Raw genomic sequence first — 17,244 nt, forward strand, 5'->3', positions numbered from 1 at the left:
TCAAACCTCACAGCATGCAATAAGCGAACGAATGCTGACTGAATAAGGCACCACATCCTGAAATAAATCCGCCCATACCATAAATTCGGCAATCAGGTAATTCAGTCAAAAATCGACAATTCATCACACAAAGGAAAATTCATACATGCTACTGTCCGCCAATAAATACATTCCCCCCGCAATCAACTTCGCCGCTTAAACCCGGGCCGGACCCGGCGCGCCGGATTGATTTCAACCCTTGCGTTCATTGCACGCCAGTCACGCGCCTGCGCCGCTTTGCGGCACCGTTGCGCCCAGCCTCGGGGGGAGATGAGGCAGAGTGATTTTTTCTCTGCCTGCTGGTCTGTTGGCCTGCTGCTCTGCTGGTACTTGTACGCCCAGCCAGACCTTGCAGCGCGGCGGAGCACTGGCTTGCGCGCATCACAACAAAACAAACCGTCACAACCACCGCGAAGCACCGGTTGGCGGAGAAAAATATATGGCCATCAAAGAATTACGTTGTCTTGATCTCTTGCGCGTGGTGCCGCTGAGCCGCGCGTCATCGCCGCGGCAAGGTCCGCTGACTTCGTCGCCGCGTTTCACGCCGCCGCGTGCGCTGAATACGCCCCATCCAGCGTTACCACTACCGCCAGGCAAGCCAGCGAACCGGACGCGCCAGCCCTGCGTTCTTCCGGCGCGCGCGCAGGGCTGGCGAGTGATCGCGCAGCCAGTGGCCCAGCTTGCTCATCATCTGGCACCGCTGTGCGCCAGCACCGATATCACGTTCAGTCCACCACCGCGCCAGCCTGCGGCGATGGCGACGCTCCCCCCCCCCACCACTGCAACGAGTTCAACCTCGGCACGCGCTGACACCACGCATCCGTCAGCCACATCCGAAGCGGCACTCCTGCAACGCATCGCCCAGCGCGATGCGGCAGCGCTCACGCAGTTGCACCGGCTTTACCGGCCACGGCTCGAACGCTATCTGCGGCGCTTGACGCGCAAACCGCATCTGATTGATGAGGTGATTAACGACGTGCTGCTAGTGGTCTGGAACAAGGCAGCGCGGTTTCGCGGTGACTCGCGCATTTCGACGTGGATCATCGGCATTGCCTACCGCGCCATGCGCAGCGCGTTGCGCCAGGAGGAGATGCATGCGGACGAGTTGCTCATCAGCGGCGCTGAAGCCGACGAGATTCATGCGCTGCTGCCATGGCACGACGCTGACGAGCTCAGCGACTGGCTACAGCACGCGCTCGCGCTGCTCACGCCGGAGCATCAGCAAGTGCTTGAGCTGGCGTATGTGCTGGGTCATTCAATGGAAGAAATTTCGCGTCACCTGCGCTGCCCGCTCACCACGGTGAAAGCTCGTATGGTCCACGCCAGGGCCCGGCTGCGCACGCTCCTGCCCGCGCTCGCTACGCCACATGGCCGTGTTTAGTGTGAGCTGATGCGCTTAGCGCTGCCGCGCTGCTTCGCTAATGCGCACGGCTTTTCGTTTCCAGCCCCGATGCCGGGCCAGCACTCCCTTACGCTGCTGCTCGGGACAGCCAGCAGGTGGCTGTGGCGCGGCCATTGAAGTCTTGTTGCAGATCCGGCCCATACGCTCCGGATCTGACCAGTCAACACTTACTGCTAGAGGCATTCATGGATCAAAGCATTCAGACGTCCAGCCGTTCGAACCTCACCGCACCGTTGTCACCTGCGCTCAATGGGCTCGGTTCAGGAGACGATCAGCAAGCCAACATCGAAAAAATCCTGGAAGACATTCTCGCGGTCCTTCAGCAAAAACTGCAAAGCTCGCCGCAGGATGCAAGCGAGGCTCCAGCAGGCACCTCGAACGGTCCCGCTGCAACCGCCAATACCGCCTCAAACCCGGGTGCCAGCGACATGCCAGCTGCGGGCGCAGGCGCGGACACGGCGGGTGCAGCGAAAGTTGCCGCGAGCGCGCAGCAACTGAACGTGCCGCATGAGCAGATCGCCGCGTTGCTGCAACAGGTCCGAGATCTGTTGCAGCAAATCCAGCAGCAGCCAGCAGGCAGTGTCGGACAGATGAATCCGCAAACCGCACAGTTGCTCGATGACATGCTGCAACTGCTGCAGCATCTGGAAAGTGGCGCAGGCGGGGGGGCCAATGCCGGCGATGCGGGCGGCGCAGGAAGCACGAGTGGTGGTGCGCAACCTTCGGGTGCTCCGGCAACCGGGGGGGCCAGTGGTTCGGCTAATGCAGGCAATCCCGCTGCCGAGTTGCCTTCGACAGTGATCGCGCTGGTCGGCGACGTAATAAAACTGCTGTCCGAGCTGAAAGCCCTGCATAACTCGCACGCGGGCGGTGCCAGCGGCACGCCCACTTCAGGCGGAACCCCAAGCCCGAATAGCGGCACGAATAACGCGCCTGCGGCCAGCAGCTTCGCGGCCAAGCATCCGCACATCCAGGCCTTGTTCAACCTGCTGACAAAACTCGCGCCGATGATCATGCAATTCATCAAGCCACTCGCGCCGTTAGCACTGGCGCTGTAACCCTCGCGGCATATGTCACGCCTGGCCACACCGGCTGCATCTGCCTTATCTGTGTCTGTGATATCCGCCGTACGGACCACCGGCGCCGGCTGAAAAGTGAGCGCGTGGGTGCCTGGAAGCCGGGCTGCCCGCTCTCACTGGCTCCGCTCAGCCGTTGCCGCGCACCGTGCGGTGAATGGCACAAATAAGAGAAAGCAGAACGCAGATGACCCGGAGCAGGCGTGGCATCTGCAACGTTTGTGTTGTCTGTGTTGTCTGCGCGCTGGCTCAGCAGCGCGCACGCACACACCCAAGTGCTACTTCACCCCTCGTGTACCGCGCGAAGCTCCGCGCTCGTGCTCATGGCCGTCCACCGTGCGGTGCAGCCAAACGCAGATAACCCGCCGTTACTGACGTAGCACCCTCAACGCCTGCGCTGTCTGCACGCTAACCTAGCAACCCGCACACACACCCAAGCGCTACTTCATCCCCTCCTGTGCCGCGACACTCGCTGGCACCGCGCGAAACGCCGCACCCGCACTCGCCGCCTCCCCCACGCCCGCCGACAAAATCCGTGGTGTCAGCAAAAAAAGCCGCTGCATCCGATGGCCTCGGCTATGACGAAAACGAAACAGCGCACCGAGCACGGGAATCTTCGAGAGCAACGGCAATGCCGTTTCCTCATGATCGTTCTGGTCCACCGAATATCCGGCAATCAGCAAGCTCTCACCTTCGCGGATCAAGGCCTGGGTATCAATCGTGCTGCTGTCGACAATCGGCAAGAGGCCCACTTTCTGCTCGCTGAGACGGCCGTCTTCGATATGCATGTCCATGCGAATCTGCCGCTGCTCAGGCGTGGTGACAATCATCGGCAACACCCGCAGCGACACCCCTGCCGACACGCTGTAGAGATCACTCGACTGATAGCCCCCTACCTGGACGTAGAACGTCTGTTTGTTCTCCATCACCGCTTCGAGGTTATCCAGCGTCTCCACTTTGGGGCTGGCGATGATGCGCGCCTGGTCGCTCTGCTGCAGCACGCTGATGCGGCTCAGCAAATAGCGGCCTGAGCTGCCAATCACGGCCGTCAGCACGCCACCGGGGGTGGCCGGCAGCATGCCTGGCGACGCGTCACGCTCGCCGTCACGATCACCTTCACGCCCGCGCTCGCGGCCGGTGCCGCTCGTGCCATTCAGATGGCTGCTATGCACTTGCCAGTCGACACCCAGTTCCTGCAACGCGTTATCCGTGATCTCAATGATGCTGGCGTCGATCTCCAGAATCCCGGGCCGTAAATCCAGTGAATGGATCAGCGTGCCAAACGCGCTCATGTTTTCAGCACGGTCGCGGATCAGCACCGAATTGCTGCGCGAATCAGCCTCAATCGTCGGCCCAGGCGGTGGCACGTCACCCGCCGCGGCCGCGCCGCCTGAGCCCGCCATCGCCCCGGCAGCGAAACCACGCGCCATGCCGCTCACGCCTGTGGCCCCAACGGCCTGGCTGTCCTCTGACGCACCATCAAAGCGCCCCGGCAAGGGAGCCATCAGGCCCGCCCCGCCCTCGCCGCTCATGCCGGAGCCGGAGAACCCGGCGAACCCTGGCAGCGGCGCGGGGCCACTGCCGCCCTCACGCTGCACCCCATTCATCACGCCACGCGCTTCCTGGCTGCGCACATCGGGCAAACGGTAAGCCGCTCGCTCCGGCGGCATCGGGTCCGCCGTCACCGGATTGCTCTGGCCATACAGACTGCGCAGCACCGTCGCCACGCCGCGCACGGTCACCGCGCGGCCGTTGACCGTGAGACTGCGGTCGGTCGCCCAGGCATAGCGCAACGGAAAACGTTGCGCCACCACCTGGGAACCCGGCAGCGCGTCATGGTCGAGCATCGCCGCCACGCTGGTCACCAATTCGACAAAACGCGGCGGCCCGGACACCAGCACCGTGCGCGATGGCGCGTCGTAGCGCACTGGAAAACGCGGGTCTTCGATCTGCAAACGGCGCAACGCACCACGCAAAGCCTCGACGCTGGCATGCGCCAAACCCACGGTGGCACTACGCGCCTCGTTCGCGCCAGCGATACGCAGCACCGCGCCGTCGTAATACCAAAGCACACCGAACGAGCTGGCCATCTGCTCCAGAAAGAGCTGCGGGCTGGACGAAAAACTACCGGAGACGGTGCCTTCAACGTTCGGCGAAATCCATGTCATCAGATGCTGGCTGGCGCTGAAATCGCGCAGCACATCTTTCAGATCTTTATGGTCGGCCACGTAGTCGAAACGGCTGTTTTGCCAGATCACTGGCGCGGCCCGCAAGGCCGGGCTGCACAAGCCCGCGAGCGCCACACCCAGCAACGCAGGCAAGGCCCGGCGGGCAACGGAGAGCGGAAAAAATATCGTCATGAAGCGCGGCAGATCAGAAAACGCCAGGCGTCGAGGCACAAACGCATGGCTGGAGGCATGAGTGCTGATGGCATGGGCACTGGGGTATGGACGCTAGAGGTATGGGCATTGAAGTGTCAGCACTGGGGTAGCAGCACTGGGGTACCAAGCACCGCAACACCAGCGCCAAGGAATCAAAGCACGAACCCGGCATGCCAGGACAGGGCAGAGCGAAACCGAACCAAACACCCTGCCTGGGACGAGCCGTGCTTATTGGCCAAGCGTTTCAGAAGGCGATTCGTTGAACTGCTTGCGATACCCCTTGGCGAATGCCGAGCGGCTTTTAACCCCCCAACGGCTAGCGGTATCGAAGATCGAGGTATCGGCACAATCGTCACTCAGCAAATCATCGCGGATGCCATCGAGACGCAGACGCCGCACCAGGCTACCTGGCGACATACCCAGCGAGCGCTTGAACGTAAGTTGCAACGCGCGCTCGGTGACATCGATTTGCGCGGCGATTTCACGCGTGCTCAGATCGCTGCGCTCCAGGTTGTCGATGATGTAGCGATATGCGCGGCGATACTTCGGCGGCAAACGCGCGGAGATATCGTCGGCGGGCGCAGCCTGGTGGCTCTGGCGCTGCGACGGCCCCAGCGCTTCGTGGCGCAGACAGCGCAGCGCTTCGGAGGCGTAGTTCGAATACAGCTTGAGCGCTTGCACCGAATCCCCCTGACGCGAGGCCACCTTGGCGGCGCAGTACAGGTAGTCGAAATTGCAGCGCCGCGCGTGCAGATCAGTCTCAGCACAACCGAGTTTGGCCAGCACGTTATGGGCCAGTTCATCGTGTCCGCCCGCCAGCGCAGCCAGCAACAAATCGAGCCGGGCCAGAAAGGTTTGTGCCGGGCCGATTGCGCCAGGCGCGGGATGCAGCAGCGTGAGCAGCACCGCAGGCGCAGGCAATTCGCCTTGCGCCAGTTGCGCCAGACGCGTCAGATAAGCATGACGTTCAGCCAGCAACGGCGGCAAGCTGGCCATATCTGGCGCGCTGAGTTGCCGCGTCAGCGCGGCCCGGTCGGTTGCGCTACACATCGTCAACGCCAGCGCCGAGCGCCAGAACGCGTGATCGCTCAAAGCGGTGGCATGACGGATTTGCAACTGCACGTCGAACTCACGCGCCAGCAACCCCACTACCTGACGCCAAAGGTGTTCCTCATGAGCCTCAGCGAGTTGCGCCGCGCGCAACAGCGTCGCATCGGCCTCCCCCTGGCGCCCCACCTGGTGATGCGCCAGCGCCAGCCCGACGAGCGCCTCAAGCGTGTCAGCAGGACTAGCCTGACGCTCACTCGCCATCCGCGCGAAACACTTCGCCATCGCCCCATAACGCTCACGCACCATCAATTGCCAGCCGGTATTGCGGCACGACAGACTACGCAAACGCAGGTCATCGCCCACCACGCGTTTTTGCGCACGGCGGTATAGCTCTTCGGCATCCTGGTCCGCGCCCAACAGCAACGACACATCGGCCGCCGCCACCAGCCGCACATCGTCTTGCGCCTCGAACTTGCGGCTACGCTCCAGCACATCGTCAACCAGGCAATACGCACGCTGCGGCTCGCCATCGAGCATCGCCTGACAAAAATCCGGCAACCGCCGACGTAACGCCAGCCCTGACGACAACGCGAAATAAACCCCTGAGAACATGGATCAGCACCTCGGTGAATGCATCCGGCCAACGAGCCGAAGCAAGTACACCGATCATAGGGAGCAGGCGGCACGCAATCTTCAAATACCCGCGGCGCGATCTACAACAATGCTCACTACAGGGGTGGGAACTACGGATGGCGGGGGGTTGTGTGGGCGGTTTTGCGTAGGCCGTTCGCGTAGGCGGTTCGCGTAGGCCGTTCGCGTAGGCCGTTCGCGTAGGCGGTTCGCGTAGGCAGGTCGCGTATGGCCGACGAGGAAAATGAACGAAGCGCGATAAGCGATAAGCAATGACCGGAGACCGATAACCGGCAAGCGGAACACGTCAGGCCATCAGCACCAGACGGCATATCCAGCGTTAGCGCGCTATGGCTGGCGCACCTGAAGACGGCGCGCTTGAAGAAGACACACCAGGCCCCACCATCCCCGCGCGGAAACCCGCCGCGAACCCTCCGAGCGACACATCGCCCAGCACCTGCGAAGTGAACAGCGCAATCAGCACGATCAGCATTCCCATCCCGACCAGGCCACGCAGCGGTTGCGACAGCGAAGCCGGCGAAAGCCGGTCAGCGGCATGGGCGATCACGCCAAAGCCAAGATCAATCAGCACCAGCACCAGCATGAAAGGCGTCGAGAGCCGCGCAATAGCCATCCACATGGTGTCGGCACGGTGCAGCAAAAACGTTTCAGCCATTGCCGAGAGCGAAGGAAACAGCGCGTACGGGGGCCACCAGCGAAACGATTCGAACAACGCGGAGAGCAGGAACAGCATGCCGCCGCCGAGATAAAACAGCGTCACGCTCAGTTGCAGCAGAAGGTTCGACACCGGCGTGCTGGAGTCACCGCGCAACGGGTTGGTCATCTGCACATTGTTGAATCCGGTCAACCCGTCAATCAGCATGCCAACGCTTTGCGCGACCCAGAACACGGTCGCCGCCGCGTAACCAAACGCCACGCCCAGAAAAGCCTCTTTGCCCGCCAGCAAAAGCAGCATCGCGCCGTTCAACGCCTCGAACGGTGCCAGCGGCTGCGCCGCCGCGATGAAGTACGTCAGCAGATACACCACGCCATTGCGTGCCGTGCCGGGCAGCGCGGTATCGCTAGTGGCCGGTAGCAGCATGAACGCGCACAGGATGCGCACGCCAAACAACAGCAACGCCACGAGCAGACCGTGATAAGCCGCATACCAGCTCAGCAGGGCCTGCGCCAGAACACGCCAGTCGTCCATCGGCTAGCGCGGTGGCGGCAGCGGCCGCGCGCGCCGTGCCCAGGCGAGATCCAGTGCGTCATCTTCAGCGCGGCGCTGTGCAAGACGCGCGGCGCGCTGAGTCAGTTGCCGCAGTTGCGCTTCACTCGCATCGCGCCGGGTGTCCGCCTGTACCAGCGCGGCGCGCGCCGCGGCTAGCGCACGGCGCGGCTCGGCCAGCGCCTCGCTCGCCTCATGACTGCGTCGCAGCGCCTGCTCGCACGCCTGGCGCAACGGCGCACCCAGCGCGGCGTAACGCAGATACTGAGCGGCGTCGATGGTGCGGCCCGGGCCCAGCAAACGGTTCAGGCGCGCGTCATGCTCAAGCACACGTGCTTGCGTCTGGGCCAGAACCTGGTGCGCGGCAGCCCACGCCGCTTCGGCTGCGGCGCAAACCTGCTGGGCGCGGCGCAACGCTCGTTCAAGCCGCTCGCGGCTGCGGGCGCGCGCCGCCAGTAGCCTGCGCCAAGCGTCGATCGTCGCGCTGTTCTGCTCACTCATTTCGATTTGCTGTTGAGGTTGTTGTGGTGCGGGTTGTTGTGGTGCGGGTTGTTTGTGCCGTTGTTTGTGCCGTTGTTTGTGCCGTTGTTTGTGCCGTTGTTTGTGCCGTTGTTTGTGCCGTTGTTTGTGCCGTTGTTTGTGCCGTTGTTTGTGCCGTTGTTTGTGCCGTTGTTTGTGCCGTTGTTTGTGCCGTTGCTTGTGCCGTTGCTTGTGCCGTTGCTTGTGCCGTTGCTTGTGCCGTTGCTTGTGCCGTTGCTTGTGCCGTTGCTTGTGCCGTTGCTTGTGCCGTTGCTTGTGCCGTTGCTTGTGCCGTTGCTTGTGCCGTTGCTCATGCCGTTGCTCATGCCGTTGCTCATGCTGTTGCTCATGCCGTTGCTCATGCCGTTGCTCATGCCGTTGCTCATGCCGTTGCTCATGCCGTTGCTCATGCCGTTGCTCATGCCACTCACGGCAACGCGAACGCGGTCACGCTCGCGCGCGTCGTGGCTATGTCCGAAATCTCGTCGGTGCGCTGGTTCAGCCACGTTTCTATCCCCCCGTGGCGCGCAATCGCTTCATCGGCCAGCGCATCGCGTCCCGCCTCGTATTCGCCAATCTGCAGCAGCAAAGCGATCTCCTGATACTTCGCCAGCAACACCCGCATCCGTGCCGCGCCCGCGCAATGCAACGGCGACGCCACTTGAGGCATCACCCGGCTCAGGCTGCGCAGCACGTCCAGCGCGGGATAGCGGTTGCGCGCGGCAAGCGTGCGCGACAGCACCAGATGACCATCCAGCAGCCCGCGTACTTCCTCGCTCACCGGATCGTCGGCCTCCTCACCTTCCGCCAGCACCGTGTAAAACGCGGTGATCGAACCCTGCGAGCCCATCCCAGCCCGCTCCAGCAAACGCGGCAGCTCAGCAAATGCCGACGGCGGATAGCCGCCACGCGCGGGCGGCTCGCCCAACGCCAGACCCAGCTCACGCTGAGCCCTGGCGAAGCGCGTCAGCGAATCCATCATCAGCATCACGCGCATGCCCTGATCGCGGAAATATTCAGCCAGCGCGGTCCCGGTCTGCGCTGCCCTGGCCCGCTCCAGCGCGGAACGCTCAGCCGTGGCGCAGACCACCACGCTGCGCGCGAGACCCGCTGCACCAAGCGTCAATTCGATAAATTCACGCACCTCGCGGCCACGCTCGCCAATCAACACGATCACGTTGACATCACACGCCGTGCCGCGCGCCAGCATCCCCAGCAAGGTGCTTTTGCCAACCCCAGCGGGCGCGAAAATTCCGACGCGCTGACCTTCCCCGATCGTGCTCAAGCCATCAATCGCGCGCACACCGGTGGGCATTGCGGTGTCGATCAAGCGGCGCGTCATCGGCTCGGGCGGCACACAGGCCACGGGCCGCCAGCCCTCGTGAGGCACCTCACCCAAGCCATCGAGCGGTGCGCCAAAAACATCCACAACCCGGCCGAGCAAACCCGGCCCAACCGGCACGGCCACCAGCCGCCCCAAACCCGCCACCCGCGTCACACGCGACAGGCCCGCGACACTGCCAAACGGCGCCAGCATCACGCACTGATGCGTCAAGCCGACAACTTCAGCGCGTTGCAGCAAGGCCCCGTTGTGGTCATAGAGCTCGCATAGCTCACCGAGCATCGCATCGAGCCCGCCGACTTTGAGCAAAGTACCCATGGCTTCAACGACCTTGCCATGACGCACCGGGGCTATGCGCTGGGCTAGCGTGCTTTCCAGACGGTCGAGCCAGGTGGTAAGTGGTGCGGGTATGGGGGTGCTGCTCAGGCTAGGCGTGGGCAGCATCAGCGGGCTTCCCCTGGTCGGACTGGGCGTGCTGGGGTGTTGGTGTTTGCGCTGGTGTTTGCGCTGGTGTTTGCGCCGGTGTTTGCGCCGGTGTTTGCATTGGCATTAGCGTGCGCACTGAAATTAACGTCCAAAGCACTGACGTCCAGCGCAGCAGCACCAACACCAGCCCCCCCATCCAGCGCCTGGGCCAGCGCACTTAGCTGCGTTTCAAGGCTTGCTTCCAGCACGCCGTGATCCCACTCGCAGACACAGGTTCCAGGGCTCAGCGCGGCATCGGCCTGCACGCGCGGCCGAAGCCGCCAACGCTGCGCCGCGCTCACCTGAGCAAATGCCGTGGCAGCCTGGGCCAGATCCTCGGGGGCAACCGTGACGCCAAGCCATGACATCTCCTCCAGATGACGCTCGACGCTATGCGCAACGTGCGCGAACACCGCTTCACGAGAGACCTCGCCCACCATCCGTTCCACCGTCTGCTGGATGATCTGCGCGATCCGTGGCTGCACGCTCTCTAGTGCTGCCTGCTCCGCCAGAACGTGCCGCAACCGCGCCGCATGTTCCTGGCGCAGCGCACGCTTGAGCCCTACCTCATAGCCCCGCCGCATGCTGTTGTGATAGTCGCTTTCAGCCCGCTCCAGCACACACGCCGCCTGCCAGTGAGCGTGACGCAACAGGGCATCGGCCTCACGCCGCGCCTGTTCGCGCTGCGCCGCTGCCATCTGCTCTGCTTGCTGCACCAACTGGTCACCTTGTTCCAGTTGAAGCCATTCGGGCGCACGCACCACGTCGTTCACCAGCGCCACGCTGGCATGTGCGGCTCTTAGCCAGATAACCATTGCAACTCCGGAAACAGTCGCGGCAACAGCACAAGAAAACGCTCGCTGTCAGAGCCGGAAAACGCATTGATGGTGGGGCTGGTGGTGGGGCTGGCATCAGGCGTCAACGCCATGCCACAACCCCGCAGCGTCAGCGTCACCAGCGTCTCGGCGAGCGGCAAAGGGCAGGCCTGATCGCACTGAAGCAGGCTCCAGCCGCTGGCGGCCAGCGTCAACGAGGTACTAACCGCCAGCCACGCTGATATGTCCGGTTGAACCTGTGCCTGAAGCTGAGACAGCGAGCGCGGCAGCACCTTGGCATTGCACTGCATTAGCTGGATCAAAGCGTGCTCACCGACTGCGGCGCTCAACAACCTGCGCTGCTCACGCGCGACGATCAGACGCAACGCCCCACCCATGGCGAAAAGCGTCCGCGCCGCGAGCACTCGCAGCAACCACTGGGGCTCAAGCAATGCCAGCCGGTTGGCCTGCGGCAGCAGCGCGCCAGGTGGAACCAGCGGGGAAAGCCAGGCCGCGCACATCTGCGGCCAGTGCCTGAGCATCGGGGCTGTTGCCGCTGGGACTGCGTGTGCTTTTGCGTGCGCCGTTGCATGCGCCATCCCATTCACCATCCCACGCGCCTCCTCCACCATCCCCGGCAACGCATCCGCCTTTCCTGCCAAAAACGCCTCTGCCACCTGCCCCCATGCTTCGCACTGCCGGGCAATCATCTGCTGCGACACCGCCCGCACGCGCGCTTCATACGCACGCAGCCACAACAGCCACACTGCCGCAGAAAACTCAGCGCCAACCCCCAGCACCCCATCCGCCACGCCTGACTCAGAGGGCAGCTCAGCGGAAAGCCCAGAGGCAAGCTCAACAGAAAGCTCAACGGCAAACCCAACACGCTCACATGACGCCATCGAAGCCTGCGCCGCACCTGTCGCCAGCTTCATGCGCGCCGCTCCGGACGCGGCCACACGCGTTGCCACTGCGTCTTGAGCGGCACCTTCCAGCGCCACCACACCCCTGCCGCCAGCGCACTCAACGCGACTCCGGCAAGCAGCGCCAACGCACGCCAGAGCCACGGCGAAGACCCCGGCAGCGCCTGCGCCGCAGGCGGCTCCACACCGGGGACTAAGGTCACGCTCACGTTGTCGTAGGTCAGCCCCTCAACCGCATGCACCACCAGATTTTTCAGGCTGGGTGTCAGCGTGGCAACGTCAGCTCCCGGCAAATACTTGATGAACACCGAAGCCGATGACGGCTTCACCACCGGTGCCAACGGATCGTTATTCGGCACCACGATCTGGACGTTGGCATAGACCACCCCGTCAATCCGCGACAACACCTCGGACAATTGCTGCGACACGCCATAAATAAAGCGCACACGCTCTTCCGTCGGCGTGGAGATCAAACCTTCCTTGCGGAACATTTCCCCGAGATTCTGATAGCGCGGATGAGGCAAGCCATGCGCACGCAACACGTCTATCGCCCGAGAAAACTGCTTGTCGCTGACCGATACCGTCCAGCTTTTCCCCTCCTCCTCGCTGTCCTTCGACGCGCTCACGCCAGCGTCGAGCAGCACCGCGAGTGTGTCGTTGGCATCAGCTTCCGTGAGGTGGGTAAACAACGTCTTGCTACAGCCGCCCAGCAGCAACAACACCAACATCGCAGCCAGCAGCCACGCCACACCTGGATGCGAACGCGGTGCGCACGATGCATAGCGCCAACCATCACCCAGCCTCGTAACGGAACAATCATGGAACACACAGCGCTGTCTCATAGCTTCACTGGTCAGGTTGCACAGCAGGATTCGCGCCGGGCAGACACCGCGTCACGGCACAGCACAGCCATGCCCCATATCCCATGCCTCATACCTCAGGCTCACTGGTTTTTCATCAAGGTCTGAACCGAGTTCTTGCTGCCTTGCGCGACGATCTGGCCGATGTACAGCCGGGCAGTCAGCGCCGACACCTGAAACTGGATCTTCATCGACTGGGCCACGGCTTGCTGCGTCGTCATCGACTCCGCCGCGCCAGAAAACTGCTCCACTTCACCGCTCAACGCATGAAACGCATGGTCCTGCTCGGCCACGATCCGCGCCACAGCAGATGGCCCGTGTGCATGGTGCTGGCTGTGATGCAGTACCCCAGACGGTGGCGCGGACACATCAGTCGCACCCGGTGCAACCCCCGCCCCCTGCACCCGGGCCGCATCGAGCCGCTGGCGAAAACGCTCAATCGCCCCAGCCTCTGGAGCAGCGCCAGGCGCACCCGGTTCCAGCGTCACGCCATGCGGTGCGAGCGCACCCTGAACAGGCTGGGTCAAGGGCGTCGCGCTTACAGGCGGCAGCGCCTGAAGCGCAGTAATCGAGATCGTCATGCGGCACTCCTCGGACGCGGCAACGGCGCGCCCATCACTGTCACGCAGGGAATAGTCAGATTCAAACGAGTTGCAACAGATGCACCGGCTCAGGCACGCAAATGACGCCGCTGCAGCATCTGGCCTAGCGGTTCCGGGCGTCCAGCAGCAGTACCCGCCACCGAACCCGTTGCCATACCTGGCCTGGCTGCCGCGCTGGCATTAGCACTAGCGACACCCCCAGCCACCGGCACACCCAGCAACGTCGCCACCAGCTCCATCGAATCCGGGTCATCACCCCGGCTCAGCACTTCATGGGCATACACCCGCCATTGCGGATCATTCATGCCATACAGGCTGACGGCGATCAGCGCGTGCACATATGAAGCAAACGAGCCACGCAACGGCTGATGCTCCAGCGCGCGCAGCACGCGCACAGCGTCGCTATAGCGGCTACGGCGAATCAGCATCCAGCCGTCATACGCGCCTAGCTCGATGAAATTCGGCCGCAGCACCCGCAACGCGGCCAGCAAGCGCTCCGACTGCTCCAGATGGCCACACCGCGCGCCATACATCAGCACCTCAAGCAGCGTGGCCACCAACTTGTCACTGCAATCCATTCCGTGCTTCACGCTCATGCGCTCTCCTGGCTTGGGGTCATGCGGGGGTCATACCTTCAGCGCCTGGCAGCAGCAGCCAGGCCCCGAGTGAACGTACCGCAGCGCGAGGCCACTACGCCCAGCCCCATGCGAACTGGCAACGCGGCAAGCGAAGCGCCGCTGCGCACTTCGCGCTAACGCACCACATTTCGCCCGTCACACGCGGCAGGCCCTCACCCGCCCTGCACACTGCGCCACTCTTCCTTGGCCAGGCTGCATCCATGTCTGAAGAAAAAACCGAAGCCCCAAGCGCGAAAAAACTACGCGAAGCGCGGCGCGACGGCAAAACCGCCAAAAGCAGCGATATCCCGTTCGCCGCCTGCCTGCTGGGCGCAAGCCTCGGCTTCGCGCTGCTCGGCCCGCAACTGGCCGAACAACTCCGGCTGCTGATGCGCAGCGGCTTCGCGGTCAAGGCTGCGAGCGCCGACAGCTTCTCGCTGCGCGCAGCACTGCTGGATGCAGGCCTGCATATGGCATGGCTAGTGTTGCCGCTGGTACTAGGTGTGCTGGTGGTGTCGCTCGGCACAGTGATGGCGCAAGTCGGTTTCATGGTGTCGTTCAAACCCATCACGCCCAAACTCGACACCCTCAACCCGGTGAATGGCCTCAAGCGGATTTTCTCGGTGCGCTCGGCGGTCGATCTGGCGAAGGCGGTGGTCAAAGCCAGCGTGATCGGCGCAGTGCTGTGGCAAACCCTGATTGAGCTCGCGCCAGCGCTGGTAAGCGTGGTGTATCAGCCACTCAGCGGGCTCGATGCGCTCGCCTGGAACGTGCTGTGCCACGTGCTGGGCATCGCCGCGCTGCTGTTCGCCGCGCTCGGCGTGCTTGATTACCGTCTGCAACGCTGGCTGTTCCTGCGCGACCAGCGCATGAGCAAAAGCGAGCTCAAACGCGAACATAAGGAAACCGAAGGTAATCCGCAGATCAAGGGGCAACGCCGCCGCCTCGCGCACGAAAACGCCTCCGCTCCGCTCCAGGCGAAAGTCGCCCAGGCGCAAGTGGTGCTGGTCAATCCAACCCATGTGGCAGTAGCGCTGCGCTATGCCCCCGACGAATGCGGCTTGCCCCGCGTGATCGCCAAAGGTGCCGATGCCCAAGCCCGGCTGATCCGCGAACAGGCCACGCGCGCGGGCGTGCCCATCATCGGCAATCCGCCACTGGCGCGTGCCTTGTTTCAGGTGCCACTCGAACACACGATCCCCGAGCCGCTGTTCGATGCTGTCGCCACGGTGCTGTCATGGGTCGAAAAAATGTCCGGGCACAGCGCCACATGAAAGCACGCATCCTGCACGACATCAGCGGCGAAACCGCACTTGCCGCACTGATCATCGCCGTTGTCGCGCTGATGGTCCTGCCGCTGCCCACCATCGTCATCGACTTGCTGCTCACGGTAAATATCGCCATCAGCATCGTGCTGCTGATGGTGACGATGTACACGCCCAACACCGCCTCACTGTTTTCGTTTCCGTCGCTGCTGCTCTTCACGACACTGTTCCGGCTCTCGCTGAATATCGCTTCGACCAAATCCATCCTGCTGCACGCCCAGGCCGGCCACATCATCGACAGCTTCGGCAAGCTGGTGGTGGGCGGCAACCTGGTAGTCGGGCTGGTGGTGTTTCTCATCATCACCACGGTGCAGTTCATCGTGATCGCCAAAGGCTCGGAGCGCGTCGCCGAAGTCGGCGCGCGGTTTACGCTCGATGCAATGCCTGGCAAGCAGATGAGCATCGACGCCGACGTACGCGCAGGCAACCTCAACGCCGAAGAAGCACAGCGCCGCCGCGCCCTGCTCGCCACCGAAAGCCAGATGCATGGCGGCATGGATGGCGCGATGAAGTTCGTCAAGGGCGACGCCATAGCGGGCTTGCTGATTACGCTGGTGAACATCGTCGCGGGCATCGTGATTGGCGTCAGCTACCACGGCATGAGCGCGGGAGAAGCGGCGAACCGCTTCTCCGTGCTGTCGATTGGCGATGCAATGGTGTCGCAAGTTCCCTCGTTGCTGATCTCGGTCGCCGCCGGGATTCTGATTACGCGCGTAGCCAACGAACACGGCAAGCCGCGCTCACTCGGCATGGAAATCGCGCTCCAGTTGTCGTCCAATGCACGCGCACTGTTTGGCGCAGCGGCGCTGCTGTGCGGCTTTGCACTGGTGCCAGGGTTTCCCAGCACGCTATTCGTGCTGCTCGCCGCGCTGCTCTTCGGCGGCGCACTGGTGCTACAGCGCAAACAACGCGGCGAGCAACGCCAGCAAGGCCCCGAGTTAGCCGCGCTGCGCATCGAAGGCGCGCGCAGCGAAGCGCCATCGATCACCTCCCAGGCCCCCTCATTCGCCGCGCCGCTAGCGCTCAAGCTGTCCACCTCGCTAGGGCAGCAACTGGACCACACCCGCCTAAACCGCGCCTTCGAAACCATCCGCCACGCCCTTGTGAATGATCTAGGGCTGCCGTTTCCACGCATCGCGTTATGGACCACCGATGAGCTGCCGCCACTGAGTTACCAGTTGCTGCTGCATGACGTGCCGCAAGCGCCGGTCGCGCTTGCCGGGAACACAGCCAGTTCAAGCGGTTCAAGCGGTTCAAGCGGTTCAAGCGGCTTTGAAACCGCACTAACCGATGCGGTGTATCGCACGGTGAAGTCCGTACCACAGCAGTTTTTCGGGCTGCAGGAAACGCAATGGATGCTGGAGCACGCCACGAATGATTTCCCCGGGCTCGTCGCCGAAGTGCAGAAAGTGGTCTCGACCTTGCGCGTGTCCGAAGTGCTCAAGCGTCTGCTGGAAGAACAAGTGCCGATCCGCAACCTGCGCTCGATTCTGGAAAGCCTGGTCGCCTGGGGCGCGCGTGAGAAAGACCCGCTGCTGCTAACGGAATACGTGCGCAACGATCTGGGCAGCTTCATCGTGCACCGCGCCACCGCGGGCTCGAACCAGCTGCACGCCATCGTGCTGGACCCCGCCGTGGAGCAGATGATCCGCGACGCCATCCGGCAAACGCCTACGGGCAACTTCATCACGCTCGATCCAGAGCAGATCGAGCGTCTAGTCGAAGACACCGCCGCCCTCGCCCGCGCACATCCCGAGCCCGGCCTCGCTGTCGTGACCTCAATGGATGTGCGGCGTTACTTTCGCCGCATGCTGGAGCGGCACTTGCCCGGGCTTCAGGTGTATTCGTTCCAGGAGCTAGGCGAAGTGGAATTGCAGACGGTGGGCTGCGTGGGCTTGCCGCACAGCGCCGCGCTCGCGGACCCGCATGAAGCGGTGCTGGCCACATGATCCGGCGCTACTCCAGCCATG

Annotated in this window: 15 protein-coding genes; 4 read left to right on the forward strand and 11 right to left on the reverse strand. The window is 63.2% G+C overall.

Annotated elements, in window-relative coordinates:
- Positions 1-478: 478 nt before the first annotated feature.
- Together GH656_RS09400 and GH656_RS09405 are read left to right on the forward strand one after the other, a co-directional pair.
- Positions 479-1,420 carry an RNA polymerase sigma factor gene (locus GH656_RS09400; protein WP_217352245.1) on the forward strand — a complete coding sequence of 314 codons (942 nt, stop codon included), beginning with the start codon at positions 479-481 and terminating at the stop codon, positions 1,418-1,420.
- A 206-nt stretch (positions 1,421-1,626) separates the two neighbouring features.
- Positions 1,627-2,499 (forward strand): hypothetical protein, encoded by an 873-nt coding sequence (locus GH656_RS09405; RefSeq protein WP_153075635.1) that lies wholly within the window; start codon positions 1,627-1,629, stop codon positions 2,497-2,499.
- Positions 2,500-2,957: 458 nt separating this feature from the next.
- On the opposite strand, the gene sctC is transcribed toward GH656_RS09405, so the two are convergent.
- From sctC to GH656_RS09460, 11 genes are all read right to left on the reverse strand, one after another.
- Positions 2,958-4,877, reverse strand: coding sequence for a type III secretion system outer membrane ring subunit SctC (gene sctC / locus GH656_RS09410; RefSeq protein ID WP_153075636.1), 1,920 nt, complete (start codon positions 4,875-4,877; stop codon positions 2,958-2,960).
- A gap of 249 nt (positions 4,878-5,126) precedes the next feature.
- Positions 5,127-6,560 carry a helix-turn-helix transcriptional regulator gene (locus tag GH656_RS09415; protein WP_153075637.1) on the reverse strand — a complete coding sequence of 478 codons (1,434 nt, stop codon included), beginning with the start codon at positions 6,558-6,560 and terminating at the stop codon, positions 5,127-5,129.
- Positions 6,561-6,918: 358 nt separating this feature from the next.
- A complete protein-coding gene (sctT, locus tag GH656_RS09420) occupies positions 6,919-7,788 on the reverse strand; it encodes a type III secretion system export apparatus subunit SctT (RefSeq protein WP_153075638.1) in 870 nt (289 codons plus the stop codon).
- A gap of 3 nt (positions 7,789-7,791) precedes the next feature.
- Complete coding sequence (locus tag GH656_RS09425; RefSeq protein ID WP_153075639.1) at positions 7,792-8,307, reverse strand: hypothetical protein; 516 nt, start codon at positions 8,305-8,307, stop codon at positions 7,792-7,794.
- Positions 8,304-8,735, reverse strand: a complete 432-nt coding sequence (locus GH656_RS09430; RefSeq protein ID WP_153075640.1) for a hypothetical protein — start codon at positions 8,733-8,735, stop codon at positions 8,304-8,306. Before GH656_RS09430 ends, GH656_RS09425 begins: the two co-directional genes overlap by 4 nt.
- 17 nt (positions 8,736-8,752) lie before the next feature.
- The gene (locus tag GH656_RS09435; RefSeq protein ID WP_153075641.1) at positions 8,753-10,111 is read right to left on the reverse strand and encodes a FliI/YscN family ATPase; all 1,359 of its coding nucleotides are present in this window, start codon (positions 10,109-10,111) and stop codon (positions 8,753-8,755) included.
- Positions 10,111-10,947 carry a type III secretion system stator protein SctL gene (gene sctL / locus GH656_RS09440; RefSeq protein WP_153075642.1) on the reverse strand — a complete coding sequence of 279 codons (837 nt, stop codon included), beginning with the start codon at positions 10,945-10,947 and terminating at the stop codon, positions 10,111-10,113. The genes GH656_RS09435 and sctL overlap by 1 nt, the downstream gene beginning before the upstream one ends.
- Complete coding sequence (locus GH656_RS09445) at positions 10,932-11,882, reverse strand: type III secretion protein HrpB4 (RefSeq protein ID WP_153075643.1); 951 nt, start codon at positions 11,880-11,882, stop codon at positions 10,932-10,934. The genes sctL and GH656_RS09445 overlap by 16 nt, the downstream gene beginning before the upstream one ends.
- On the reverse strand, positions 11,879-12,598 hold the full coding sequence (gene sctJ, locus GH656_RS09450) for a type III secretion system inner membrane ring lipoprotein SctJ (RefSeq protein WP_153075644.1): 720 nt from the start codon (positions 12,596-12,598) through the stop codon (positions 11,879-11,881). The genes GH656_RS09445 and sctJ overlap by 4 nt, the downstream gene beginning before the upstream one ends.
- Positions 12,599-12,813: 215 nt before the next feature.
- On the reverse strand, positions 12,814-13,311 hold the full coding sequence (locus tag GH656_RS09455; RefSeq protein WP_153075645.1) for a hypothetical protein: 498 nt from the start codon (positions 13,309-13,311) through the stop codon (positions 12,814-12,816).
- A gap of 89 nt (positions 13,312-13,400) precedes the next feature.
- Positions 13,401-13,928 carry an HrpB1 family type III secretion system apparatus protein gene (locus GH656_RS09460; RefSeq protein WP_153075646.1) on the reverse strand — a complete coding sequence of 176 codons (528 nt, stop codon included), beginning with the start codon at positions 13,926-13,928 and terminating at the stop codon, positions 13,401-13,403.
- Between the two features lie 242 nt (positions 13,929-14,170).
- Here GH656_RS09460 and sctU point away from each other — a divergent pair, with 242 nt between their 5' ends.
- Positions 14,171-15,223: a type III secretion system export apparatus subunit SctU gene (gene sctU / locus GH656_RS09465; protein WP_153075647.1), complete on the forward strand. Its 1,053-nt coding sequence runs from the start codon at positions 14,171-14,173 to the stop codon at positions 15,221-15,223.
- Complete coding sequence (locus tag GH656_RS09470) at positions 15,220-17,223, forward strand: FHIPEP family type III secretion protein (RefSeq protein ID WP_153076622.1); 2,004 nt, start codon at positions 15,220-15,222, stop codon at positions 17,221-17,223. The genes sctU and GH656_RS09470 overlap by 4 nt, the downstream gene beginning before the upstream one ends.
- Positions 17,224-17,244: the final 21 nt, after the last annotated feature.

The organism is Paraburkholderia bonniea, assembly GCF_009455625.1.
GTDB classification, from domain to species: Bacteria; Pseudomonadota; Gammaproteobacteria; order Burkholderiales; family Burkholderiaceae; genus Paraburkholderia; species Paraburkholderia bonniea.

What these genes read in the sequence shown, in the direction of transcription:
- sctJ (WP_153075644.1), bottom strand. Translation starts at nt 12,598, where the DNA reads ATGTTGGTGTTGTTGCTGCTGGGCGGCTGTAGCAAGACGTTGTTTACC.
- GH656_RS09445 (WP_153075643.1), bottom strand. Translation starts at nt 11,882, where the DNA reads ATGAAGCTGGCGACAGGTGCGGCGCAGGCTTCGATGGCGTCATGTGAG.
- GH656_RS09460 (WP_153075646.1), bottom strand. Translation starts at nt 13,928, where the DNA reads ATGAGCGTGAAGCACGGAATGGATTGCAGTGACAAGTTGGTGGCCACG.
- sctC (WP_153075636.1), bottom strand. Translation starts at nt 4,877, where the DNA reads ATGACGATATTTTTTCCGCTCTCCGTTGCCCGCCGGGCCTTGCCTGCG.
- GH656_RS09400 (WP_217352245.1), top strand. Translation starts at nt 479, where the DNA reads ATGGCCATCAAAGAATTACGTTGTCTTGATCTCTTGCGCGTGGTGCCG.
- GH656_RS09405 (WP_153075635.1), top strand. Translation starts at nt 1,627, where the DNA reads ATGGATCAAAGCATTCAGACGTCCAGCCGTTCGAACCTCACCGCACCG.
- GH656_RS09455 (WP_153075645.1), bottom strand. Translation starts at nt 13,311, where the DNA reads ATGACGATCTCGATTACTGCGCTTCAGGCGCTGCCGCCTGTAAGCGCG.
- GH656_RS09470 (WP_153076622.1), top strand. Translation starts at nt 15,220, where the DNA reads ATGAAAGCACGCATCCTGCACGACATCAGCGGCGAAACCGCACTTGCC.
- sctU (WP_153075647.1), top strand. Translation starts at nt 14,171, where the DNA reads ATGTCTGAAGAAAAAACCGAAGCCCCAAGCGCGAAAAAACTACGCGAA.
- sctL (WP_153075642.1), bottom strand. Translation starts at nt 10,947, where the DNA reads ATGGTTATCTGGCTAAGAGCCGCACATGCCAGCGTGGCGCTGGTGAAC.
- GH656_RS09415 (WP_153075637.1), bottom strand. Translation starts at nt 6,560, where the DNA reads ATGTTCTCAGGGGTTTATTTCGCGTTGTCGTCAGGGCTGGCGTTACGT.
- sctT (WP_153075638.1), bottom strand. Translation starts at nt 7,788, where the DNA reads ATGGACGACTGGCGTGTTCTGGCGCAGGCCCTGCTGAGCTGGTATGCG.
- GH656_RS09435 (WP_153075641.1), bottom strand. Translation starts at nt 10,111, where the DNA reads ATGCTGCCCACGCCTAGCCTGAGCAGCACCCCCATACCCGCACCACTT.
- GH656_RS09430 (WP_153075640.1), bottom strand. Translation starts at nt 8,735, where the DNA reads ATGAGCAACGGCATGAGCAACGGCATGAGCAACGGCATGAGCAACGGC.
- GH656_RS09425 (WP_153075639.1), bottom strand. Translation starts at nt 8,307, where the DNA reads ATGAGTGAGCAGAACAGCGCGACGATCGACGCTTGGCGCAGGCTACTG.